The sequence below is a fragment of the Pantoea dispersa genome (genome assembly GCF_019890955.1).
GTDB classification, from domain to species: Bacteria; Pseudomonadota; Gammaproteobacteria; order Enterobacterales; family Enterobacteriaceae; genus Pantoea; species Pantoea dispersa.
The window spans coordinates 2,492,487-2,514,127 of sequence record NZ_CP082346.1 but is presented as its reverse complement, the minus strand read 5'-3'; the positions used below and the strand labels follow the sequence as shown (position 1 = coordinate 2,514,127).

Below are 21,641 nucleotides of genomic sequence, written 5' to 3'. Positions count from 1 at the left end.
GCATTGACGCACACCGCAGTCAATCGAAAAAACCACCGTTCAGTTCAACGGTGGTTTCATGCCGCTTAACCGGCTACTACGACCAGTTTCTGGTTAGCAAACTCCTTCAGTCCGAGATCGGACAGTTCACGGCCATAGCCGGAGCGCTTCACGCCGCCGAACGGCAGCTCAGCCGCGGTATCGCTCTGCGAATTGATAAACACCATGCCGGTCTCAATCTGCGAAGCCATGTTGCGTCCGCGCGCAATGTCCCGCGTCCACACGGAACCGCCTAAACCGTAGTGCGAATCGTTAGCCAGCGCCACGGCAGCACGGTCGTCCGCCACCACATACACCTGCGCCACCGGGCCGAAAAACTCCTGATAGTAAGCCGGGTTATCCGGCGTCAGGCCGGTCAGGATGGTTGGCTGGTAGTAGCAGCCGACGCCGTCGATTACGCGTCCGCCGCACTCCACGCGTGCGCCATGCGCCACCGCCTCGTCCACCTGTTTCACCAGCCGGTCACGTGCATCCTGTGACGACAGCGGCCCCAGCGTGGTTTTTTCATCTAACGGATCGCCGGGCGTAGCGGATTGCAGCGCCGCGCTAAACTTAGCCATAAAGCGATCGGCAATCTTTTCATGCAAAATAAAGCGCTTGGCCGCGGTACACACCTGACCACAGTTGCTGAGCCGCGCCTGCGCCCCCTGGCGCACCGCTTCATCAATGTCGGCATCGTCCAGCACCACAAACACATCGTTACCACCCAATTCGAGCGTGGATTTTTTCAGGTGCTTACCGGCCTGCTCAGCCACCGCGCTGCCGGCGCGCTCTGAACCGGTGAGCGCCACACCCTGCACGCGCGGATCGGCAATCAGATCGGCCACCTGCTGGTTAGAGATAAACAGATTGGTCCACGCGCCCTGCGGCGCACCGGCTTCCAGCACCAGCTTTTCAAACACGTCGGCGCAGTGCGGCACAATGTTGGCATGTTTCGCCAGCACCGGGTTGCCCAGTGCCAGGTTCGGTGCCAGCACGCGCATCAGCTGATAATACGGGAAATTCCACGGCTCGACGGCCACTACCACGCCAATCGGATGGTATTCGAGCCAGGCGTCACCGACATCGCTGGGATAGGGCTGGGCCTGTAACAGCGTTGCCGCGTGTTCGGCGTAATAGCGCGCGATGCTGGCGCAGATTTTCACTTCGCCGCGGCTCTGGCCAATCAGCTTACCCATCTCTTTGCTGGCGATGGTGGCCAGCTCTTCGCTGCGCTGGTCGATCAACTCTGCCAGACGCTGCAGCACCTGCAGACGCGGCTGAATATCGCCTTTGCTCCACGGCGAATGGTAGAGCGCATCGGCGGTGTGCAGCGCCTGCTGCGCGTAGCTGTCATCGTGTGATGGCCAGGTTTTCAGCAGCTGATTATTGGCCGGATTAATGCTTTGATAGGCTGACATAAAGGCTCCCTGACGGCTAAAAATGAGAAGGCGGGACATGCCCGCCTGTGCTTCAGATGTTTTTGCGTTCGACCGGCTTATCGTCCCACGTCAGGACGTCCTGGTCGGTTTTCTCAAACGCGCGGAATAACACCTCATCGCTGCCTTGCTGGCGCCAGATCTCTTCGGCAAGCCGTTCGTCATAATTCGCCACTTCGAAAATTGCTTCAGCGATTTCCGGTGAGGTGTGACGTAAGGTCGCCCATTCGCCCACGTGGTGAGCTTTAAACTGTTCTGTTGCCATAACTCTCTCCTGTTGGGAATTTATCCTTTCAGTTTTACCGCCAGACCGGCGACGTATTGGCCCTGATAACGGGCAATTTCCAGTTCTTCCGCCGAGGGCTGGCGCGATCCGTCACCGCCCGCCAGCGTGGTTGCGCCATACGGCGTACCGCCACGCACCTGCGAAATATCAAACAACTCTTTAGTGCCGTAGCCGATGGGCACAATCACCATGCCGTGATGTGCCAGGGTGGTCCACACCGAGGTGATAGTCTGCTCCTGACCGCCGCCGGTGCCGGTAGACGCAAACACGCTGGCAATCTTGCCGTACAGCGCGCCAGAGGCCCACAGGCCGCCGGTGCGGTCCCAGAAATTACGCATCTGACCGGACATGTTGCCGAAGCGCGTCGGAGTGCCGACGATGATGGCATCGTACTGCGGCAGGTCGTCCGGTTTGGCTTCCGCCGCCGGCTGATTAACCTTCCCGCCGACCTGAGCAAACCGTTCGGCATCCATACTTTCCGGCACGCGCAGAATGGTGACTTCGGCACCGCTCACGCTCTTCGCACCGTCCGCCACCGCGTTAGCCATGGTTTCGATATGTCCATACATGGAGTAATAAAGCACCAGAATTTTTGCCATCGTGTTTTCACCCTGTGGTGTAAGGAACAGAAAGAAGTATAGAAGAGGCTGCGCGCTATGCTGGTCAGCCATTGAACAGTTACGGAGATCGCGCTGCGACTTCTGCCGCTAACCGCTTGTTTTTGAGCCGAATATCTCGCCATAAAAACGATGCTAAGCGGTTTATCTGTTGCAAAGTATGAATATGTGCCTGATTGTGCGCATCCATTGGCTATGCTTTAAGCGGGTGTGGCGAGATATTACGCACCTGACCTGACACTGTTAGCGCAGTGAAATGTCTTCACCACCTATGCTCAATACCTGGAGGAAATGATGGCTCAACATCGTGGAGGATCAGGCAACTTCGCGGAAGATCGCGAAAGGGCCGCGGAAGCGGGTCGAAAAGGCGGTAAAAACAGCGGCGGGAATTTCAGAAATGATCCGCAGCGTGCTGCCGAAGCAGGTGAAAAGGGGGGACGCAGCCGCGCGAAAAAATAGTGCGTCTGTGACAGTATCCCCGGCCGCCGGGTACGCCCGGCGGTTACAATGATTGCAATTTGCCCGGCTAATCAGCAAAAATGTGCGCCAGTCCTCTATTCTGGTGCGTTATGTCTGCTTCCACTTCCCGCCTCAGCCTGCGTATTACGCGTCAGGAGCTGGTACTTATTTTTATCACTATGGTCTGGGGTGGCACCTTTCTGGTGGTGCATCGCGCCATGGCGCACTCGGGGCCGTTCTTTTTTGTCGGGCTGCGTTTTGCTACCGCCTCGCTGCTGCTGGCCTTTTTCTTTCGTCGCTATTTGCGTCACATTACCTGGCTGGAAATCAAAGCGGGTACGCTGATTGGCGTGGCGATTGCCGGTGGTTACGGATTGCAAACCTGGGGTATGCAAACCATTTCCAGCAGCCAGTCGGCGTTTCTGACGGCACTTTACGTGCCGGTAGTGCCGCTGTTGCAGTGGCTGTTTCTGCGCCGGCCGCCGGGCCTGATGGCGTGGCTGGGCATTTTGCTGGCGTTCACCGGTCTGGTGCTGGTGGCGGGTCCGCAGGATGGCAGCCTGACGTTGAATGCCGGTGAGATCGCCACGCTGCTCAGCACCCTCGCCATTGCCGCCGAGATCATTCTTATCAGCCGCTACGCCGGGCAGGTCGATGTGCGCCGCGTGACGCTGGTACAGCTGCTGGTGGCCTCGGCCTGCGCCTTCGTGCTGATGCTGCCCAACGGCGAATCTTTACCCACGCTATCGGCGCCGCTGCTGTTCAGCGCGCTGGGCCTCGGCGCGGCCAGCGCGATGATTCAGGTCACCATGAACTGGGCGCAGCGCAGCGTCTCGCCGACGCGCGCCACGGTGATTTATGCCGGCGAGCCGGTGTGGGCCGGTGTGGTCGGACGCATTGCCGGCGAACGGTTACCGGCGGCGGCGCTGCTGGGCGGCGCACTGATTGTCTGCGGGGTGATTGTCAGTGAACTGCGCCTGCGGCGCAAAAAAGCGGTGCCGGAGCAGGCACCGCATAAGCCTTAAGGCTGCGGGCGCGCCGCCGGCTGGGTCAGCGCGGCACCGCGTCGCTGCAGAATTGCGTTGAGGATGATGGCACCGAAGGTGGCCGTGCCGATGCCGCCGAGGGTAAAGCTGCCAATCTTCAGCGCAAAATCCCCGGCGCCGAGCACCAGCGTGGTGGCCACCATAATCAGATTGCTGTTCTGGCTAAAATCGACATGGTTTTGCACCCAGATACGTGCGCCGGCCACAGCGATTAAGCCAAACACAACAATTGAAGCGCCGCCAATCACCGGGCCGGGAATGGTGTGGATGAGCGCGCCGAACTTAGGCGAAAAGCCCAGCACCAGCGCAATCAGCGCCGCAGCGACAAACGCCAGCGTGGAGTAGACTTTGGTCACCGCCATCACGCCAATGTTTTCGGCATAGGTGGTGACGCCGCTGCCGCCGATGGAGCCGGACAGCATGGTTGCCAGGCCGTCACCGACGAACGCGCGTCCCATCCACGGATCGAGATTGCGCCCGGTCATGCCCGCCACCGCTTTAATATGGCCGAGGTTCTCTGCCACCAGAATAATCGCCACCGGTGCGATCATCACGATTGCCTGCATATCAAATACCGGCGCGGTGGTGTGCGGCAGACCAAACCACGCGGCGCTGGCCACGCGGCTGAAATCCACCGGCTTGCCGAAGCCCATCACGTTGGTCAGCAGAGCGTACAGCGCCCAGGCGACAATCAGTCCGACCAGAATCAGCAGCCGCTGCACCATGCCGCGGGTAAATACCGCCACCAGCCCGATGCACAGCACCGTCATCACCGCCATCCAGCTATCAAACATCGAGGCGGAGACGCTGTGCACCGCAATCGGTGCCAGGTTAAGGCCGATGGCCATCACTACCGCGCCGGTTACCACCGGTGGCATCAGCCGTTCAATCCAGCCGGTACCCACTTTCATCACCACCAGCCCAATCAGAGTGTAGAGCGCGCCGCAGGCAATAACGCCGCCCAGCGCCAGCGCCAGGTTGGGATTGAGCCCCTGACCGTTGAAGCCGGTAATGGCGATCACCACGCCGACAAACGCGGCGCTCGATCCGAGATAACTCGGCACGCGACCACCGGTAATGACAAAGAACAGCAGGGTGCCGATACCGGAAACCAGAATCGCCAGATTGGGGTCCAGCCCCATCAGCAGCGGCATCAGCACCGTTGCGCCAAACATTGCTACCGCATGCTGCAGGCCCAGCACGAACGTCTGCCCAAGCGGCAGGGTCTCGTCGGGGGCAATCAGCCCGTTATCGCTCATGGCTGACTTTTTCTGCCAGCGGGGGAACCAGGAACTCGCCATCGTCTTCTCCAGGGTAGTGGTCGAACCGGGCCGCTCGGTGCGGCGTTAGCGGGCGTCCTGCCGTGAAAGGGCATGGTAGCGACGGTCAAACCACATCAGACCGGGCTGGGCACCATGGCGCTCCAGCGCCATCACGTTGCAAAACAGAATGTCGTGTGTCGCCACGCTGACGACCTGCGTGATGGTGCAGTCGAGCGCCATCAGCGCCCCCTGCAGCAGCGGTGCGCCGCTGCGCTGCGTGTACCAGCGGGCGGCGGCGAAACGTTCGGTCATCGGGGTTTTGCCGCCAAACAGCGTCGACAATGACTCCTGCCCGGCGGCCAGCGTGTTCACGCACAGCACGCCGTTTTCGCGGAAGAGGGGCCACACCGACGCGTTGCGATTGAGGCAAACCAGCAGCGTCGGCGGCGTATCACTGACGCTGCACACCGCGGTGGCGGTAAAACCGGCGCGTCCGGCGGGACCGTCGGTGGTGATGATATTGACCGCTGCGCCCAGGCCGGACATGGCATCGCGGAAAGCCTGCTGGCTCACTTCGGGCAGCAGGGGCAGTTCATGTACGCTCATCATCGGATCCGTGATTAGCTGGCGCGGCGAGCCGGCGTGGCGGTGTCCGCCAGCCAGCGCAGCAGCAGCGCATTAAAGTTGTCGGCATCGGTCACGCTCATGGCATGGCCGCCCCACGGCATCTCAATCAGGCTGCCGTTGGGCAGCGCCTGCGCCAGCTGTGGCGAGCAGCTCCACGGCACCAGCAGGTCATCCTGACTGCATATCGCCAGCACCGGCTGGGTGATTCGCGAGGCGTGCGGACGGAAATCGGCCGATTTCAGCGCGTGCAGACGCCGCAGCAGGTTCTCCATGCCCTGGAAATGCGCCACGTGATGCACATCCTCCGCGCTGATGCGCGACTGATGGCGTGCCAGCCATTCGGCCGGATAAAGAAACAGCGGCTGCGCGCGCACAAACGCTTCAACACCAACGTTGAGCAGCAGATCCTGGCGCACCTGGAAACAGCGCTCGGTATGGGCATCCAGCGCCAGCCAGCCGTTAATCACCACCACGCGTCCCACGCGATGCGGATAATCGAGCGCCAGCTGCAGGCCAATCAGCCCGCCAAGCGCATGGCCCACGATGTCATACTGTTCGATGCCGTGCTCCGCCAGCGCGTCGGCCAGTTCCGCTGCCATCATCGCCATGCTGTAACCTTCCGGCAGCGTATCGGGGCTGCGACCGGTGCCGCGCTGATCGTAGGTCACCACGCGATAGTGCGGCGTCAGTGCCGCCAGCTGCGGTTGCCAGAAAGCGGCCACGCCGCCCAGCCCGGACGACAGCACCAGCGTTGGCGCGTCGGGCGCGCTTAATCCCTGAATGTCCAGATGCATTACGCCTCCTGCCGGCCAATGTGTGCCACGCTGGCGATTTCAATCAGCGCATCGGGTTTCACCAGACCGCACTGAATACAGAAGCGCGCCGGTTTGTCGCCGGGAAAATAGTCGGCATACACCTGGTTTACCGCCGCGTAGTTGCTCCAGTCGGTGATGAAAATCGAGTTGAAAGTGACGTCCTGCAGGCTGCCACCGGCGGTCTCGATCACTTTTTTGATGGTTTCCAGCACGTGGCGGGTTTGCGCCGCCGCATCCCCGACGTGCACCACGTTGTTGTCGGCATCGAACGGCAGCGTACCGGAAACGTACACCACGCCATCGGCTAAGGTGCCGGGTACAAACGGAGCGATCGGCGTCGTGGTGCCGGGAGGAATAATCACTGTTTTAGGCATGACTCAGAGTCCTTATTATTAAGCGTGCAGGTGAAACGGCGGTTACGACTTCAGCGCCTCGCAGAAGGTGTCGGTATCGCTGACCCAGCCAAAAAAGGTTTCAATGTTGAACAGCGCCGCCTGCTGAGCAAACGACGGTCCGGCCTGATGGGTGGCATCGGCCAGCACCACGCCGAAATACTCGAGGAAAAAGCCGTCGCGCAGCGTCGATTCGACGCAGACGTTGGTGGCAATGCCGGTAAACACCAGATGACGAATACCGCGGCTGCGCAGCATGCTGTCGAGCGGCGTGTTGAAAAAGCCGCTGTAGCGCGGTTTGGGCAGCACGATATCGCCGGCTTGCGGCACCAGCTCATCCACCAGCGCATAATCCCAGCCGCCTTTTGCCAGCAGCGTGCCGTGCAGCTCCGGCCGCTGGCGCATGGTTTTCAGCGCGTTGGATTTATGGAAATTGGGCGAACCGGCGTCACCGGCTTCGACATACTGATTATCCCAGCCGTTCTGGAACCAGATGATCTGCATCCCTGCCGCGCGGGCGGCGGTGACCGCCTGATGAATCCGGGCGATAACCGGCTGCGTGGCGGAGACATCAAACCCGGCCAGATCGAGATAGCCGCCCTGGCTGGCGTAGGCGTTCTGCATATCCACCACAATCAGCGCGCTTTGCGCCGGCGGCAGGGCGATGGCTTCCGGGCGCGCCGGCAGAGTGACAGCAGGCTGACTGGTGCTGTGGGCACAAACGACGGTATTCATTATGCAACCTCCTTGTGGGCGTCAATCAGCGCGCGGCGGCACGCCATCAGCGGCTGGATACGTTCACCAAAATCTTCAATGCCCTGCAGGAAATCATCAAAGGTCAGCAGCACGCCTTCGGTGCCTTCCACCAGCGCCACTTCATCCAGCATGCGTGCCACGCTGGCATAAGAACCGACCAGTGTGCCCATATTGATGTTGACGGCAGAGGTCGGATCCGCCATCTGGCGCACATTGGTGTCACTGCCGGATTTGGTGTCCTGCTGGCTCTGCGTGGTGAGCCAGGCGAGGGCTTCCTCGTCTGCGCCGGCTTTATAGTGTTCCCATTTGGCGCGCGCGGCTTCGTCGCTTTCGGCGGCGATAATCATAAACAGCACGTAGGAACCGACGTCGCGCCCGGTTTTGTCCGCGGCCTGTTTCATGCGTGCGGCGGTGGGCGCAAAGGCGGTCGGGGTATTGACGCCCTTGCCGAAGCAGAAGTTGTAATCAGCGTATTGCGCCGAAAAGGCCATGCCGGCATCACTTTGACCGGCGCAAATCACCTTCATCGGCTTCTGCGGCTGCGGACTGACGCGACAGTCGTTCATGGTGAAGAACTCACCTTTGAAGTCGCTCTGACCAGTGCCCCACAGGTCGCGCAGCACCGTGACATACTCCGTCAGGTAGTTGTAGCGGCTGGCAAAATATTCATCGCCCGGCCACAGCCCCATCTGCTCATACTCCGGCTTCTGCCAGCCGGTCACCAGATTGACGCCGAAGCGGCCGCCGGAGATGGAGTCGATGGTGGCGGCCATGCGCGCCACGATGGCAGGCGGCAGCGTCAGGGTGGCGGCGGTGGCGTAGATTTCAATGCGTGAGGTCACCGCGGCCAGCCCGGCCATCAGGGTGAAGGACTCCAGGTTGTGGTCCCAGAATTCGGTTTTGCCGCCGAAGCCGCGCAGCTTAATCATCGACAGGGCAAAGTCGAAGTGATAGTGCTCAGCCTTGAGCACAATCGCTTTGTTGAGCTCAAAGGTCGGCTTGTATTGCGGGGCATGCGTGGAGATCAGCCAGCCATTGTTGCCAATCGGAACGAAAACGCCAATTTTCATGTGAAACCTCTCTGCATTGAACATGGATTGCTTCACGCGCTGCGTTGCTTCCTGCACGCATCCTGCGGGCGGCGCTCGATCACAAAATTGCAAAGCCTGTGCCACAATTTTAAAAGTGATACATAACAATCGGTTAAAATTAGCGACGTAGTAAATCCTGAGTGACTGGTCCAAAACAGACCATCTGGTCAAAACAAATTGCACGTTTTTCATGCGTCACCTGAGCGAAAAAGGTGCAGGGCACAGCATTAGGCAGGAAACAGGGCGTTTGTTATGATGCGATTTCGCAGGATGGAAGAGGTAACAGTGTGAAAAGCGATGAAAAAAAGCCAGGACGCCGATCGCGGGCCGTTGCGGCGAAACGGGCAGCTATTCTGGAAGCGGCATTGGCCTTCTTCTCGCAGTTTGGCATTCACGGCACCAGTCTGGATAAAGTGGCTGAGCGCGCGGACGTCTCAAAAACCAACCTGCTTTACTACTATCCGTCAAAAGAAGTGCTGTATGTGGCAGTACTGAAAGAGATTCTTGATGTGTGGCTGGCGCCGCTGCGTGCGCTGCGTCATGACCAGGATCCGCTGGTGGCCATCCGCAACTATATTCGTCTCAAGCTGGAAGTGTCGCGTGACCATCCGCAGGCATCGCGCCTGTTCTGTCTGGAGATGCTGCAGGGCGCGCCGCTGCTGAAGGGCGAGCTGGCGGGGGATTTAAAAGCGCTGGTGGATGATAAAGCGGCGATTATCGAACAGTGGATCGCCGAAGGGCGTATTGCCGGCGTGCAGCCGCAGCATTTGTTCTTTCTGCTATGGGCGACCACGCAGCACTACGCTGATTTCGCGTCCCAGGTGGAAGCCATCACCGGCCAGACGCTAAACGATGCGGAATTTTTTGCCCAGACGCTGGATAACGTTCAGCGCATGATCATTGAAGGGATCCGCGTGCGCTGATCCCGAAGGCTGACCAGGAGAGTGCATGGATTCGCTATCACAACTAACGCTGGGCGCGGCGGTGACCGTGGCCGTAATGGGCAAACGCGTGCCGCTGTGGCAGGCGGCGCTGGCGGGGGCGGTCGCGGGCACGCTGCCGGACCTCGACGTGTTTATCGACCACGGCGATGCCATCCGCAACATGACGCTGCACCGCACCGAGAGCCACGCGCTGCTGTGGCTGACGCTGGTGGCACCGTTATTTGGCTGGCTGGTGGCTGGCGCGACGCGCAGCCGGCAGCACTGGCGAGCCTGGTGCCTCGCCATCTGGCTGGCATTGATCACGCATCCGCTGCTGGACCTGACCACGGTGTACGGCACGCAGCTCGGGCTGCCGCTGACCGATTACCCGTTCGCCATCGGCAGCATGTTCATCATCGATCCGCTCTATACGCTGCCGCTGCTGTTCGCCCTGATCGTCGCACTGTGGCGGCGGGATGCGTGCGGGCTACGCTGGAATCAGGCCGGATTGCTCATCAGCACACTGTACCTGGGCTGGAGTATGGTGGCGCAAAGTATTGCTACCCGGCATATTGAGCACCAGCTGACGCAGCAGGACGTGCAGCCGCAGCAACTGCTGGTGACGCCCACCGCGTTTAATACGCTGGTGTGGCGCACGGTGATTATCACGCCGCAGCGCTACGGGGAAGCCTGGTGGTCGCTACTGTCGCCCGATCGTCCCTTACAGATCCGCTGGTACGATCGCCATCCCGCGCTTTTTGCGCCGTTTAAAGGCCAGTGGCACGCGGAACGCGTTGCGTGGTTCAGCCATGGATTTTATGCCATGCGCCAGCAGGGCAACGATACGCTGATTGTGGATTTGCGCATGGGGGAAGAGCCGGATTACACCTTTACCTTTAATCTCGGTTCCGCCGCAGCGCCGGCAGCAGCACCACAGCGGGAAGATTCGCTGCGGCCGTCGCTGGCGCAGGCGTGGCACAAATTCACAGAACGCTTATAACGAAAAAGGCCCGGATAACCGGGCCTTTTCGTTTAGGTGGATCAGGCTTTACGCCGGCGTAGCAGCCAGCCCATGGTCAGCACCACAAACCACAGTGGCGTCACCATCAGCGCCTGGCGCGTATCTTCCTGCAGTGTCAGCAGCACCAGCACAAAGGCAAAGAAAGCCATGCACACCCAGCACATCAGCTTGCCGAGTGGCATTTTGAAGCGTGACGCCGCATGACGCTGCGGATGCTGTTTGCGGTAGGCCAGGTAGCTGCACAGGATAATGGTCCAGACAAACATAAACAGAATCGCCGAGACCGTGGTCACCATGGTGAAGACCGTCATCACATCCGGAATCAGATAGATCAACGCCACGCCAGCCAGCAGACACAGGCAGGAGAAGAACAGGCCGGTGGTCGGCACCGCGCGCGCTGAAAGGCGGCCAAACGCTTTATGCGCCACGCCCTGTTCCGCCAGGCCATACAGCATGCGGCTGGTGGAGAAGATGCCGCTGTTGGCTGAGGAGGCTGCGGAGGTCAGCACCACAAAGTTAACGATGCTGGCAGCGGCCGGCAGGCCAATCAGCACAAACATTTCAACGAACGGACTGCGATCCGGCATGACCTGGTTCCACGGCGTCACCGCCATGATCACCAGCAGCGCCAGCACGTAGAACATGATGATGCGCAGCGGGATCGCGTTGATGGCGCGCGGCAGAACTTTATGCGGATCTTTGGTCTCCGCCGCCGCCGTGCCCACCAGTTCAATGCCGACAAAGGCAAACACCGCAATCTGGAAGCCGGCAAAGAAACCGCTCAGCCCTTTCGGGAACATGCCGCCGTGATCCCAGATATTGCTCAGCGCCGCGTGGCTCCCGTTCGGCGAAGGGTAGTGCAGGCTGACCAGCACAATCCCGGTGATGATTAACGCCACGATGGCGACAATTTTGATAATGGCGAACCAGAACTCCATCTCGCCAAACAGTTTTACCGTGGCGATGTTCAGGGCAAGGAAAACAAACACGCACAGCAGCGCGCTCATCCAGATCGAGAAGTCCGGGAACCACAGCTGGAAATAAGCGCTGATCGCCACCACGTCGGCGATGCCGGTCACCACCCAGCAGAACCAGTAAGTCCAGCCGGTGAAATAACCGGCCCACGGCCCGAGCAGATCGGCGGCAAAGTCGCTGAAGGATTTGTACTCAAGGTTGGAGAGCAGCAGCTCACCCATGGCGCGCATCACAAAGAACAGCATAAAACCGATGATCATATAGACGAAGATGATCGACGGACCCGCCAGGCTGATGGTTTTACCGGAGCCCATGAACAGACCGGTGCCAATGGCACCGCCGATAGCGATAAGCTGGATGTGACGGTTATGCAGGTTGCGCCGGAGTTTTTCCGGCTGTTCGGCCTCAATGGGCGCCGCTTTAGATTGATCAACCATAAAAATATCTTTCCTGTCTTGATGTTGTGTCAGCTCTGCTGGCTGTTGAATAACGTGCTGTTGCACAGGGCAAGAGGGCATAAGATAGAGGAAAGGCGGCCACTCTCGGTAATGGTTTTTAAACCTTTGTGCCCTTTTGCGTGCTTTACCGTGTCAGTAAATATTTACATGGCGCGCCGTGCCGTCATTTTGCGTAAATGTTCTGCAAATGAGCCGCTTGCACCACGCAGCGCTGCGCAGGGTTCTACACTTGTCATTTCGATGAACCCGGAAAAAGTGAGGCCGCGTGCGCGCATTGCTCGCGATAGTGCTGCTGGCCCTGTGCGGCTGGTGGAGTTTACCCTGGCTGAAAACGCATCTGCCGCCACAGTGGAATCCGTTTATACCGCTCCAGGTTACCGATCCGCCAGGCTGGATGACGCGCTATAAGCTGCAGCGGCTGAGCAGCGATCCGGCCGCGTGTCTGGCGGTGATGCGTGCGGCCAGCGCGCAGGGCAGAGTCAGTTTCCGTGAGGTGCCGCCGCTGCAGGGCGATTGTCCGATTGATCAACCGCTGCGCATCAGCCGCTTCGGTGAGGTCACGCTGAGCAGCAGTTTTCTTGCCAGCTGTCCAATGGCGGTGGCCAGCACGCTGTATGTTACGCGCAGCAATGCGGCGCTGCAGCAGGCCGGCATTACCTCGCCGCTGCGCCGCATCGCGCACGTTGGCAGTTACGCCTGCCGCAATATTTATCACCGCCAGGAAGGACGCCGCAGTGAACACGCGACGGCGGAGGCGTGGGACATCACGGGCTTTCAGCTGGCGGACGGGCGCTGGCTGCAGGTAGGCAAAAACTGGCAGCAACCGCCGCAGGCCGCTGCCGGTTTGCACGCGTTATGGCGCAACGGCTGTGCCAGCTTCGGTAATGCGCTGGGGCCGGATTACAATGCGGCACATGCCAGCCATTTCCACCTTGGCATGCGCGGCGCAGGCTTTTGTCGCTAAACTACACCGCCGGGTTTAATCCGCGTTTGATGAGGAAATGATTTGCCGGCCAGGAGAAAATAAATCCGGTGATCATCGCCAGCTGTAACATAAACCAGAAGGCGCTGAGCAGGGGATTGAGCTGTTGATTAAGCACATATTTTAGGGCCAGCGTCATGAAGATAAAGATCCCCGTTTGATAAATCAGCAGCGGAAAAGTTTCTGTTTTTAGCGCTAATAATAACGTACGGACAATAGAAAGTTGTTCCCGCTGGCGAATGGCCAGAAACTGAAAAAATAATCCCGCCAGTAACGAAATCATCACGCAAATAACCGCCTGTAACCACAGCGCGGGGCTAATTGCAAAATGCTTGAGCAGGGTGACTATTGGCAGGGTGATGATGTCGCCGAATATACAGGCGGCGGCAGAGAGCGAGGTGGAAATAAAAATGGTTTGCCAGCTGGCATAACCGGTTAATCCGGAGGGCAGCAGCAGCGCCAGTTTTCGTTGACGTGACGGTTTACGCCCGAGATACCACCATGCCAGCCAGCCGAAAAACGGCATGTACAGCCCGGTGAGCGGCCAGATGATATTCATGACCGCCAGCGGATGCGGGTGACGCAACAGATCTTTAGCGATCATCAGGGCAGTACACACGCCCACGACCAGAAAAGGTAATGCCAGCTGGTTTAACATAGTCAGTCCCACTCAGTTTGCTGAAATCGCGCCAGCCTGCGGAGCTATGCTGGTGCCTGCCACCTTGCGCCTCTGCTAAAGCGTAGCTGGAAAAGACGGTGCCGGAAATGTCTGCCACAGGGGCACGGCAGGGAAACACTGCAGAAATAACTGGAATTAAGCCGCGCTGCGGACTTAATCAGCAGGAAGATTATGACGGGCAGTATAAAAAAGGGGAATGGCAAAGATAATAGCGATTAATGATGAGGCGAATGTTTTATCTGCGAAGTCTGGCCTTTAATCAACAGGACGATTGAAAATTCTTCAGAAAAATCTTATTCTGATTCGCACGACTTATCATCCTGATGGTGCCGCTGGCAAACGCACCATAGTTTAATTTCTCATTTGGGTAACATATTGACAACAAGGTAGTTATCACTTTTTGCCCGCAATGCCGCTCTGGTTTCAATCAATATTTTTTCTCTGGTTAATTTATTTTTTACATTAATCGGCACAGATATCCTGTTATGAATAAGGCGTGAAACAGCGCCAGGGCAATAATGACCATCGATAATTATTTCGTCTGGCGAGGCGAAACTGAAAAAGAATTTCAGGCGCTTTCCGAAGTGCTGCAATTGAAATCGCTGCTGCAAAAACATGTTGAGGCCCTTGGATTTGATGCTTTTGCCTTTTTGGTACAGCATCCGGTGCCTTTTACCCGACCGCGTATTTTTCTCTTTAGCACCTATCCGCAGAGCTGGGTGAAACGCTACGAGAGTGAAAATTACTATGCGGTAGATCCGGTGTTAATGCTCTGCCAGCAGCCCGGTCGCGGCGTGGAGTGGACGCGTGATTTATTTACCGGCGCAGGTAATTTATGGGCAGAAGCCAATGCAGCAGGGCTGGTAAGTGGCTTTTCATGCTCGGCAATGGCGCTAAATCGTGCCATTGGTATATTATCTATAGCATCGCAACAACCCAGCCAGACCCAGCACAGACGCGTTGAGCTGGAGGTGCAACTGCACTTCCTGGCGGAACTGAGTTTGCGTGTGCTGGACCGTCTGAATGACGGCTCAATGGTGGTGTTATCGAATGATTTTAGTCAGCGCGAGCTGGAAATATTGAAATGGACAGCGGAGGGAAAAACCTCAGCCGAAATTTCCCTCATTCTGGCTATTTCTGAACACACGGTAAATTTTCACCAAAAGAATATGCAAAAGCGTTTTAATGTTTCCAATAAAACGCAGATTGCCTGTTATGCCGCAGCCATCGGCCTGATATAGCGAAAATGCAACTACTAATTTTAGTAGTTCCTAAGCCGCAGTCAGTTGTCTACCCTGCGCCGGAAACTCCGCCAGGCTGGCGCTTAATAAATCATTGCAAACATGGGGATGTCAGGGGCGCATGATGAAAATAATTCAAACACAGCTAAAGGATATGCCGTCCTCTTTGCTGGCCGAGTTGGGCACCTATCGTTACAGCGTCTTTGCGCGTGGCGAGGGCTGGTCAATTCCGCCGCGACTCAGCACGCCGGGACAGGAATACGATCGCTTCGATCGTTCCGATGTCACCTGGCTGATTGCCTGGACTGCGCGTCAGGGCATTTGTGGCTGCGCACGTCTGCTACCGTGGCACGAGCCGGAAGTGCCGGAAGGCATGGTGCTGCCTTTTGATCAGCAAAAAGTGTGGGAAATGTCGCGCTATTCGGCCCGCCTTGAAGTCGATGCCGAGCTGCCGCTGAACATCTTATGGCATTCGGTACAGCTGGCAGAGCTGAGCGGGATGGAGTATTTGATCAGTTCAGCCACGCCGATGCTGGAGAAGATGTTTGAGCAGCATCAGGTGGTGTACGAGCCGCTCTCGCCGGGACTGATCCAGTCAGAAGACAATCTGTTTGCCATTCGTATTCCGGTGCAGCAGCCGGCGCTGGCGGAGAAGTATCGCGGCACGCGTCGCTTCAGTCCGGAAGAAGTGCTGCCCTCGCTGGGCGTGTCGGTCAACTGGCAGTCACACAGCTAACGCCCCGCGCAGGATGCGCAGGGCACGCCGCTTACTGACGGTAGGCGGTTTTAATCTGGCGGATAGTGTTGCTGAACACCTCGGCCTGCGGTTTATCCGCCAGCGCGGACTGGACGTAGCGCTCCATATTGATGATCACCTTACCGGCATCAGCCTGGCCCATGCCTTTAAGGATCAGCGTCACCATCATTTTCAGGCAGGCGACTTCATCCGCCAGCGCCTGGGTATCGCGCGATGTTACGAAATCTTCATCACTCATCATTATCTCCTTTGTGGAATGACCTTGTGCGCACACATTCTTCCCGTGCATAAAAAACAGAGTATATCATACGCTTGATGGAAGAATTTAGGCCACATCATCGGCCCGCGCGCAGAGGGTTAATTAATTGCACCGTTCGCTATTTTTTGTGCGCAAAAAACTTCCACGGAAAGATTATTTTTTTTGTGCTGCGGGCGGGAAGAAGCGAAGGCGGGTTATAAATTATAACTTAATGATATTAGTCACATTTTAACAATTTTATTCCAGTATGGTATTGCATCAGCTAAAAAAAACAATCACTGCTGCCTGCTATTTGACATGGGTCATTGGTTTTGAGATTTATCTGGCGCCCCTGATGTTCTTTCCACGCGAAACCCGGTAAGATAACGCCCCTGAAATATATTTTCCCCCACTAACCTGCGGAGTACGTCCCGTTGATCAGCCTGCTTCTTGTTGATGACCATGAACTGGTACGCGCCGGTATTCGTCGCATACTGGAAGATATGAAGGGACTGGTGATTGCCGGGGAAGTGGCCTGTGGTGAAGATGCGGTAAAATGGTGCCGCACTCATCCTGTGGATGTGGTGCTGATGGACATGAACATGCCCGGTATTGGCGGACTGGAGGCGACGCGCAAAATCGTGCGCTTCAATCCGGATATCCGCATCATCATGCTGACTATCCACACCGAAAATCCCCTGCCAGCGAAAGTCATGCAGGCCGGTGCGGCAGGTTATCTCAGCAAAGGGGCGGCGCCGCAGGAAGTGGTCAGCGCCATTCGCTCGGTGCACGCTGGTCAGCGTTACATCGCCTCTGATATCGCTCAGCAGATGGCGCTGAGCCAGATTGAGCCGCAGCGCGCCGAATCACCGTTCAGCTGTTTGTCGGAAAGGGAATTGCAGATTATGCTGATGATTACCCGAGGGCAAAAGGTGACGGAGATTTCCGAGCAGCTTAACCTGAGCCCGAAAACCGTTAATAGCTATCGCTATCGCATGTTCAGCAAGTTGAACATCAGTGGTGACGTAGAGTTAACGCATCTGGCCATACGCCATGGCCTGTTCAATGCGGAGCCGTTAATCAGTAGTGAGTGACGTTTTCAATCCTAAAGCCTTTCTCAGCACCGTGACCAGTCAGCCCGGCGTCTACCGCATGTATGACGCGACAGGTACGGTGATCTATGTTGGTAAAGCCAAAGACCTTAAAAAACGCCTGAGCAGCTATTTCCGCACGCAGGTGGGAAGCCGTAAGACCGAAGTGCTGGTCAGCAACATCCATAATATTGATGTCACGGTCACCCATACCGAGACCGAAGCGCTGCTGCTGGAGCACAACTACATCAAGTTGTATCAGCCGCGCTACAACGTGCTGCTGCGCGATGATAAGTCGTACCCCTATATTTTCCTTAGCGGCGATCCGCATCCGCGCCTGGCGATGCACCGCGGTGCCAAACACGCCAAAGGCGAATACTTTGGTCCGTTTCCCAACGGCTATGCGGTGCGTGAAACCTTGGCGCTGCTGCAAAAGGTGTTTCCAATTCGCCAGTGCGAGAACAGCGTCTACCGCAACCGCTCGCGCCCGTGCCTGCAGTATCAGATTGGCCGTTGCCTCGGCCCCTGCGTCGCCGGCCTGGTGAGCGAAGAGGAATATGCGCAGCAAACCGACTATGTGCGGCTGTTTCTGGCCGGTAAAGACGATCAGGTAATTAATCAGCTGGTGCAGCGTATGGAGCAGGCCAGCGTGGGCCTGCGCTTCGAAGAGGCGGCGCGCCTGCGGGACCAGATTCAGGCGGTGCGGCGGATTACGGAGAAACAGTTCGTCTCCAATCAGGGCGATGATCTCGACGTGATGGGCGTGGCCTATGACGCCGGCATGGCCTGTCTGCACGTGCTGTTTATCCGGCAGGGCAAAGTGCTGGGCAGCCGCAGCTATTTTCCGAAGGTGCCCGTAGACACGGAACTCACCGAAGTGGTGCAGACGTTTGTCGGACAGTTCTATCTGCAGGGCAGCGAAGCGCGTACCTTACCGGCGGATATCCTGCTGGACTTCAATTTGCCTGAGCGGGAACTGCTGGCCGCATCGCTTAGCGAACTGGCCGGGCGCAAGGTCAGCATTCAGAGCAAACCGCGCGGCGACCGCGCGCGCTACCTGAAGCTGGCGCGCACCAATGCCGCTACGGCGCTGACGACGCGGCTGGCGCAGCACTCGACTATCCAGCAGCGTCTGGCGGCGCTGGCGGCGTTCCTCAAACTGGAGCAGATTAACCGCATGGAGTGTTTCGACATCAGCCACACCATGGGCGAACAGACCATCGCGTCCTGCGTGGTGTTCAACCGTGACGGCCCGCTGCGCGCTGACTATCGCCGCTACAACATTGAAGGAATTACTCCCGGTGATGACTACGCGGCGATGAATCAGGTGCTGCGCCGTCGTTACGGTAAGGCGCTGGAACCGGAAAAGATCCCGGATGTGATCCTGATCGATGGCGGTAAAGGGCAGCTGGCGCAGGCGCAGCAGGTGTTTGCGGAACTGGATGTGCCGTGGGATAAAAACCGGCCGATTCTGCTCGGCGTGGCAAAAGGCAGCGACCGTAAAGCTGGCCTGGAAACCCTGTTCTTTGCGGCGGAAGGCGAGGGCGTTTCGCTGCCGCCGGACTCGCCGGCGCTGCATGTTATCCAGCACATTCGTGACGACGCTCACAATCATGCAATTTCGGGCCACCGGAAAAAACGCGCCAAAGTGAAGAACACCAGCGCGCTGGAGAGCATCGAAGGCGTCGGACCCAAACGGCGTCAGCAGCTGCTGAAGTACATGGGCGGCCTGCAACCGCTGATGAATGCCAGCGTCGATGAGATCGCTAAAGTACCGGGTATCTCCTTCGCCCTGGCGGAAAAAATCTACTACTCGCTGAAACACTAACATTGAAACAGGGTGGGCAATGTAGGAACATACGTTAAATCCTACTCACACCAGACAGTTACTGGCATATGCAATTTAACATTCCGACGTGTCTTACCCTGTTTCGAGTTGTTCTGATCCCGTTCTTCGTGCTGGCGTTCTATCTGCCATTTCACTGGGCTCCCTTCGCGACGGCGCTGCTGTTTGTCATTGCTGCGGTCACTGACTGGTTTGATGGCTTCCTCGCGCGTCGCTGGAAGCAGACAACGCGTTTTGGTGCCTTTCTCGATCCGGTCGCTGACAAAGTGATGGTGGCGATGGCGCTGGTGCTGGTCGCCGAGTATTTCCACGCCTGGTGGATCACGCTGCCGGCCGCCACCATGATCGCGCGTGAAATCATTATCTCGGCCTTACGTGAGTGGATGGCGGAGATTGGCAAGCGCAGCAGCGTGGCGGTGTCGTGGATTGGCAAAGTGAAGACCACGGCGCAGATGCTGTCGCTGGTGGCGCTGCTGTGGCGTCCGGACGCGACCGTAGTCGGCGTTGGCGTGGTGGCGTTGTACATCGCAGCGGTGCTGACTTTCTGGTCAATGTTCCAGTATTTAAGCGCGGCACGCGGCGATTTGCTCGATAGCTGATCGATGCGATTTAAAAAGCAGCAAACGGACGCAGTGTGTGGATAATTCTATTGACTCGTTGCGTCAGATAAGTAGAATGCATCGCATCGAACGGCAGCAAGGCTGCAAGAAGCTGAATAAAATCAGCAAGTTCGGTGAAGCATAAGCAAATGCGGGAATAGCTCAGTTGGTAGAGCACGACCTTGCCAAGGTCGGGGTCGCGAGTTCGAGTCTCGTTTCCCGCTCCAGATATTGCAATACGTCGCAGACGGCTTGCACCTCAGATTAAAAGGCGCGTTGGCAGAGTGGCCATGCAGCGGATTGCAAATCCGTCCACCTCGGTTCGACTCCGGGACGCGCCTCCAGTTTACACCCTGCCCGGGTGGTGAAATCGGTAGACACAAGGGATTTAAAATCCCTCGGCTTATGGTCGTGCGGGTTCAAGTCCCGCCCCGGGCACCATATTTAATACCGAATAAAATCAAAGCAATAAGTAGCAATGTCGTGACCGCCCAAGGGCGGTTTTTTTGTGCCTGAAAATTTTGCCTAATATCACTTCATAATATCAAACGGTTTTCCTCTGCCCGCCAACCACAACCATTGGAACCATCACGTTCTTTCGATCATGCGCAGCCAGGTGTTCAACATTTTGATGCTGAAAATGATGATTGAGATCGCAATTGATAGCGGGGAGGTGGGCACCTGTCCCCGCTCGCCTTTACGACAATGACGTCCAGAAATTATCTGCCGCCTATCGCTTACCCGCTCAAAGTTATGCTCCGGGGCGCAGATGAGGTGGGGGCACATGATTTGGGTTTGCTGATGACGCAACGGGGAGTAATCTTGAGTTGTCGCTCTGATATTCAGTGGTACTACCGCAAGTCTGTTAAAAACGAGGGAACGATGATGATTGCAGAAAACGCAACGAAAGAACCGGGTAGATATTACACCTTCCAGTCGCCATTACCGGCTGATGTATTTTTTGAACTCCGGCCCCGGACACTGCCGCATAACGCACAACCCATACTGGATGAAACCAGTGGCATGTGTATTGGTTATTCAGTCGCACAGGCCCCGGGACTGTGGCAGATATATGATACACAGGGCCATTTTCTGCGCCTGGAAGAGGCTCCTCTTGAAGCCCCCCTGATTGATCCCACCGATATTGCGCTTATCGCTTTTGGCGTTTTCCGTATTTTTCGCGCGGGCCGCGTACTTTTTGAAACCGCTACGCGCGCGGCTGTCAGGGTGAAACTTAGTCAGGCGACTATCATGTTTCTTCGTGCGCGGTTAAAAACCGGTTTATCTGCTGGTAACCTTAAAATGACAGAAACAGCAGCCCGGCATATGTATGAACCGGGGCGCTATGTTCCATTACATATCCAGGAAAAAGCTATCCGTTACGGCAGGCGTATGGCGGATCCCCGTAAAGGGGAAGGGATGTTTCGTTACGAAACTGAGATGTATAAACTCAATCGCAAGCTAAACATAACCGAGTATAAAAAATACACTCTTGAGATTGTGGTGCGAGAGTCAGACTGGACGATCACCCATTTTAAATATTTTGATTAACCGGCAGGAAAGCACGCATGTTTGATTTCAGAAATGAAGGATTCGTCTTCACCATCTCACCCTTTGAGCGTGTTGTTGATAACGAAACCGATCCGGTTAATCACCTCTGGGACTGGGTTAAGTCTTATGTGGAGTTTTCCGTCAGCGGAGTAAAGGTGCAGTTTCAGACTGAGTTTACCGTCGGCGAACTGAAGGAACTGCGCGCAACATTTTCTCGATACTACAAGGCGGTAATGGCCCGCCATGAAATTGAATCTTTTAGTTTTCGCAGCCAACTCAACCAGCTCAATATGGTTCTGAGTAAGATCACGGGTGATGATATCGTGATTATTGAATATGTTCTTCGTCCGGAACACCATGCTGATAGCATTCAGATAAAGGGCGAACTGGCTATCAATGAGAGTTACTTCCCGGACATTCTCAGGCAGCTGGAGGAGATGATCAGCTGGCCGGAATAAAATTCTGATTTATT

The 21,641-nt window shown here is 57.0% G+C and carries 24 protein-coding genes and 3 tRNA genes; 15 read left to right on the top strand and 12 right to left on the bottom strand.

Annotated elements, in window-relative coordinates; all coding sequences use genetic code 11:
- Positions 1–65: 65 nt before the first annotated feature.
- From K7H94_RS11770 to wrbA, 3 genes are read right to left on the bottom strand one after another with little or no spacing between them, the layout of a single operon-like run.
- The gene (locus K7H94_RS11770) at positions 66–1,439 is read right to left on the bottom strand and encodes an NAD-dependent succinate-semialdehyde dehydrogenase (protein ID WP_222951083.1); all 1,374 of its coding nucleotides are present in this window, start codon (positions 1,437–1,439) and stop codon (positions 66–68) included.
- Between the two features lie 52 nt (positions 1,440–1,491).
- Positions 1,492–1,722, bottom strand: a complete 231-nt coding sequence (locus tag K7H94_RS11765) for a YccJ family protein (protein WP_021508292.1) — start codon at positions 1,720–1,722, stop codon at positions 1,492–1,494.
- 20 nt (positions 1,723–1,742) lie between these two features.
- Positions 1,743–2,342, bottom strand: a complete 600-nt coding sequence (gene wrbA, locus K7H94_RS11760) for an NAD(P)H:quinone oxidoreductase (protein WP_021508291.1) — start codon at positions 2,340–2,342, stop codon at positions 1,743–1,745.
- A 312-nt stretch (positions 2,343–2,654) separates the two neighbouring features.
- On the opposite strand from wrbA, the gene K7H94_RS11755 reads away from it, so the two are divergent.
- Together K7H94_RS11755 and K7H94_RS11750 are read left to right on the top strand one after the other, a co-directional pair.
- Positions 2,655–2,819 carry a con-10 family general stress protein gene (locus K7H94_RS11755; RefSeq protein ID WP_010616548.1) on the top strand — a complete coding sequence of 55 codons (165 nt, stop codon included), beginning with the start codon at positions 2,655–2,657 and terminating at the stop codon, positions 2,817–2,819.
- A 110-nt stretch (positions 2,820–2,929) separates the two neighbouring features.
- Entirely contained in the window at positions 2,930–3,844 is a 915-nt protein-coding gene (locus tag K7H94_RS11750; protein ID WP_222951082.1) for a DMT family transporter, read from the top strand.
- On the opposite strand, the gene rutG is transcribed toward K7H94_RS11750, so the two are convergent.
- The 6 genes from rutG to rutA are packed head-to-tail and all read right to left on the bottom strand — an operon-like array spanning position 3,841 to position 8,787.
- Complete coding sequence (rutG, locus tag K7H94_RS11745; protein ID WP_021508289.1) at positions 3,841–5,166, bottom strand: pyrimidine utilization transport protein G; 1,326 nt, start codon at positions 5,164–5,166, stop codon at positions 3,841–3,843. The genes K7H94_RS11750 and rutG overlap by 4 nt on opposite strands.
- Positions 5,167–5,211: 45 nt before the next feature.
- Positions 5,212–5,733, bottom strand: coding sequence for an NADH-dependent FMN reductase RutF (rutF, locus tag K7H94_RS11740; protein ID WP_222952049.1), 522 nt, complete (start codon positions 5,731–5,733; stop codon positions 5,212–5,214).
- A gap of 14 nt (positions 5,734–5,747) precedes the next feature.
- Positions 5,748–6,548, bottom strand: coding sequence for a pyrimidine utilization protein D (gene rutD / locus K7H94_RS11735; protein ID WP_222951081.1), 801 nt, complete (start codon positions 6,546–6,548; stop codon positions 5,748–5,750).
- Positions 6,548–6,943, bottom strand: coding sequence for a pyrimidine utilization protein C (rutC, locus tag K7H94_RS11730; protein ID WP_021508286.1), 396 nt, complete (start codon positions 6,941–6,943; stop codon positions 6,548–6,550). Before rutC ends, rutD begins: the two co-directional genes overlap by 1 nt.
- 42 nt (positions 6,944–6,985) lie before the next feature.
- Positions 6,986–7,696 carry a pyrimidine utilization protein B gene (rutB, locus tag K7H94_RS11725; protein ID WP_058769585.1) on the bottom strand — a complete coding sequence of 237 codons (711 nt, stop codon included), beginning with the start codon at positions 7,694–7,696 and terminating at the stop codon, positions 6,986–6,988.
- Positions 7,696–8,787, bottom strand: coding sequence for a pyrimidine utilization protein A (gene rutA, locus K7H94_RS11720; protein ID WP_058759710.1), 1,092 nt, complete (start codon positions 8,785–8,787; stop codon positions 7,696–7,698). Before rutA ends, rutB begins: the two co-directional genes overlap by 1 nt.
- A 308-nt stretch (positions 8,788–9,095) precedes the next feature.
- On the opposite strand from rutA, the gene rutR reads away from it, so the two are divergent.
- Both rutR and K7H94_RS11710 read left to right on the top strand, forming a co-directional pair.
- Positions 9,096–9,731 carry an HTH-type transcriptional regulator RutR gene (gene rutR / locus K7H94_RS11715; RefSeq protein WP_031279844.1) on the top strand — a complete coding sequence of 212 codons (636 nt, stop codon included), beginning with the start codon at positions 9,096–9,098 and terminating at the stop codon, positions 9,729–9,731.
- Positions 9,732–9,756: 25 nt separating this feature from the next.
- The gene (locus K7H94_RS11710; RefSeq protein ID WP_222951080.1) at positions 9,757–10,731 is read left to right on the top strand and encodes a metal-dependent hydrolase; all 975 of its coding nucleotides are present in this window, start codon (positions 9,757–9,759) and stop codon (positions 10,729–10,731) included.
- Positions 10,732–10,772: 41 nt separating this feature from the next.
- On the opposite strand, the gene cycA is transcribed toward K7H94_RS11710, so the two are convergent.
- Complete coding sequence (gene cycA, locus K7H94_RS11705) at positions 10,773–12,164, bottom strand: D-serine/D-alanine/glycine transporter (RefSeq protein WP_021508281.1); 1,392 nt, start codon at positions 12,162–12,164, stop codon at positions 10,773–10,775.
- A 286-nt stretch (positions 12,165–12,450) separates the two neighbouring features.
- Here cycA and K7H94_RS11700 point away from each other — a divergent pair, with 286 nt between their 5' ends.
- Positions 12,451–13,149, top strand: coding sequence for an extensin-like domain-containing protein (locus K7H94_RS11700; RefSeq protein ID WP_058769587.1), 699 nt, complete (start codon positions 12,451–12,453; stop codon positions 13,147–13,149).
- Between the two features lies 1 nt (position 13,150).
- Here K7H94_RS11700 and K7H94_RS11695 read toward each other — a convergent pair whose 3' ends face one another.
- Positions 13,151–13,825, bottom strand: coding sequence for a DUF4396 domain-containing protein (locus tag K7H94_RS11695; RefSeq protein WP_127833902.1), 675 nt, complete (start codon positions 13,823–13,825; stop codon positions 13,151–13,153).
- 539 nt (positions 13,826–14,364) lie between these two features.
- Between K7H94_RS11695 and sdiA the strand changes: the two genes are divergently transcribed.
- A complete protein-coding gene (gene sdiA / locus K7H94_RS11690) occupies positions 14,365–15,087 on the top strand; it encodes an autoinducer binding domain-containing protein (protein WP_021508278.1) in 723 nt (240 codons plus the stop codon).
- A gap of 124 nt (positions 15,088–15,211) precedes the next feature.
- Positions 15,212–15,823, top strand: a complete 612-nt coding sequence (locus tag K7H94_RS11685; protein ID WP_031279842.1) for an acyl-homoserine-lactone synthase — start codon at positions 15,212–15,214, stop codon at positions 15,821–15,823.
- A 31-nt stretch (positions 15,824–15,854) separates the two neighbouring features.
- Here K7H94_RS11685 and K7H94_RS11680 read toward each other — a convergent pair whose 3' ends face one another.
- Positions 15,855–16,082 carry a DUF2594 family protein gene (locus tag K7H94_RS11680; RefSeq protein WP_010616664.1) on the bottom strand — a complete coding sequence of 76 codons (228 nt, stop codon included), beginning with the start codon at positions 16,080–16,082 and terminating at the stop codon, positions 15,855–15,857.
- Between the two features lie 434 nt (positions 16,083–16,516).
- Here K7H94_RS11680 and uvrY point away from each other — a divergent pair, with 434 nt between their 5' ends.
- The 8 genes from uvrY (at position 16,517) to K7H94_RS11640 (ending at position 21,627) form a co-directional block, all read left to right on the top strand.
- Complete coding sequence (gene uvrY, locus K7H94_RS11675) at positions 16,517–17,176, top strand: UvrY/SirA/GacA family response regulator transcription factor (RefSeq protein ID WP_021508277.1); 660 nt, start codon at positions 16,517–16,519, stop codon at positions 17,174–17,176.
- On the top strand, positions 17,169–19,001 hold the full coding sequence (uvrC, locus tag K7H94_RS11670; protein ID WP_222951079.1) for an excinuclease ABC subunit UvrC: 1,833 nt from the start codon (positions 17,169–17,171) through the stop codon (positions 18,999–19,001). The genes uvrY and uvrC overlap by 8 nt, the downstream gene beginning before the upstream one ends.
- A gap of 68 nt (positions 19,002–19,069) precedes the next feature.
- Positions 19,070–19,618 carry a CDP-diacylglycerol--glycerol-3-phosphate 3-phosphatidyltransferase gene (gene pgsA / locus K7H94_RS11665; protein ID WP_021508275.1) on the top strand — a complete coding sequence of 183 codons (549 nt, stop codon included), beginning with the start codon at positions 19,070–19,072 and terminating at the stop codon, positions 19,616–19,618.
- Between the two features lie 151 nt (positions 19,619–19,769).
- Positions 19,770–19,845 (top strand) — tRNA-Gly (locus K7H94_RS11660).
- A gap of 43 nt (positions 19,846–19,888) precedes the next feature.
- A tRNA-Cys gene (locus tag K7H94_RS11655) sits at positions 19,889–19,962 on the top strand.
- 11 nt (positions 19,963–19,973) lie between these two features.
- Positions 19,974–20,059 (top strand) — tRNA-Leu (locus K7H94_RS11650).
- A gap of 441 nt (positions 20,060–20,500) precedes the next feature.
- On the top strand, positions 20,501–21,169 hold the full coding sequence (locus K7H94_RS11645) for a hypothetical protein (protein WP_245001372.1): 669 nt from the start codon (positions 20,501–20,503) through the stop codon (positions 21,167–21,169).
- Positions 21,170–21,186: 17 nt separating this feature from the next.
- Positions 21,187–21,627: a WapI family immunity protein gene (locus K7H94_RS11640; protein WP_150058349.1), complete on the top strand. Its 441-nt coding sequence runs from the start codon at positions 21,187–21,189 to the stop codon at positions 21,625–21,627.
- The last annotated feature ends 14 nt before the right edge of the window (positions 21,628–21,641 follow it).

Excerpts from the sequence above, each read along its gene's own strand:
- cycA (WP_021508281.1), bottom strand. The coding sequence starts at position 12,164 with ATGGTTGATCAATCTAAAGCGGCGCCCATTGAGGCCGAACAGCCGGAA.
- K7H94_RS11695 (WP_127833902.1), bottom strand. The coding sequence starts at position 13,825 with ATGTTAAACCAGCTGGCATTACCTTTTCTGGTCGTGGGCGTGTGTACT.
- K7H94_RS11640 (WP_150058349.1), top strand. The coding sequence starts at position 21,187 with ATGTTTGATTTCAGAAATGAAGGATTCGTCTTCACCATCTCACCCTTT.
- rutD (WP_222951081.1), bottom strand. The coding sequence starts at position 6,548 with ATGCATCTGGACATTCAGGGATTAAGCGCGCCCGACGCGCCAACGCTG.
- rutG (WP_021508289.1), bottom strand. The coding sequence starts at position 5,166 with ATGGCGAGTTCCTGGTTCCCCCGCTGGCAGAAAAAGTCAGCCATGAGC.
- rutF (WP_222952049.1), bottom strand. The coding sequence starts at position 5,733 with ATGAGCGTACATGAACTGCCCCTGCTGCCCGAAGTGAGCCAGCAGGCT.
- K7H94_RS11645 (WP_245001372.1), top strand. The coding sequence starts at position 20,501 with ATGATGATTGCAGAAAACGCAACGAAAGAACCGGGTAGATATTACACC.
- K7H94_RS11770 (WP_222951083.1), bottom strand. The coding sequence starts at position 1,439 with ATGTCAGCCTATCAAAGCATTAATCCGGCCAATAATCAGCTGCTGAAA.
- K7H94_RS11755 (WP_010616548.1), top strand. The coding sequence starts at position 2,655 with ATGGCTCAACATCGTGGAGGATCAGGCAACTTCGCGGAAGATCGCGAA.
- pgsA (WP_021508275.1), top strand. The coding sequence starts at position 19,070 with ATGCAATTTAACATTCCGACGTGTCTTACCCTGTTTCGAGTTGTTCTG.
- K7H94_RS11680 (WP_010616664.1), bottom strand. The coding sequence starts at position 16,082 with ATGAGTGATGAAGATTTCGTAACATCGCGCGATACCCAGGCGCTGGCG.
- K7H94_RS11710 (WP_222951080.1), top strand. The coding sequence starts at position 9,757 with ATGGATTCGCTATCACAACTAACGCTGGGCGCGGCGGTGACCGTGGCC.
- wrbA (WP_021508291.1), bottom strand. The coding sequence starts at position 2,342 with ATGGCAAAAATTCTGGTGCTTTATTACTCCATGTATGGACATATCGAA.
- rutA (WP_058759710.1), bottom strand. The coding sequence starts at position 8,787 with ATGAAAATTGGCGTTTTCGTTCCGATTGGCAACAATGGCTGGCTGATC.
- K7H94_RS11685 (WP_031279842.1), top strand. The coding sequence starts at position 15,212 with ATGAAAATAATTCAAACACAGCTAAAGGATATGCCGTCCTCTTTGCTG.
- K7H94_RS11765 (WP_021508292.1), bottom strand. The coding sequence starts at position 1,722 with ATGGCAACAGAACAGTTTAAAGCTCACCACGTGGGCGAATGGGCGACC.
- sdiA (WP_021508278.1), top strand. The coding sequence starts at position 14,365 with ATGACCATCGATAATTATTTCGTCTGGCGAGGCGAAACTGAAAAAGAA.
- K7H94_RS11750 (WP_222951082.1), top strand. The coding sequence starts at position 2,930 with ATGTCTGCTTCCACTTCCCGCCTCAGCCTGCGTATTACGCGTCAGGAG.
- rutB (WP_058769585.1), bottom strand. The coding sequence starts at position 7,696 with ATGAATACCGTCGTTTGTGCCCACAGCACCAGTCAGCCTGCTGTCACT.
- rutC (WP_021508286.1), bottom strand. The coding sequence starts at position 6,943 with ATGCCTAAAACAGTGATTATTCCTCCCGGCACCACGACGCCGATCGCT.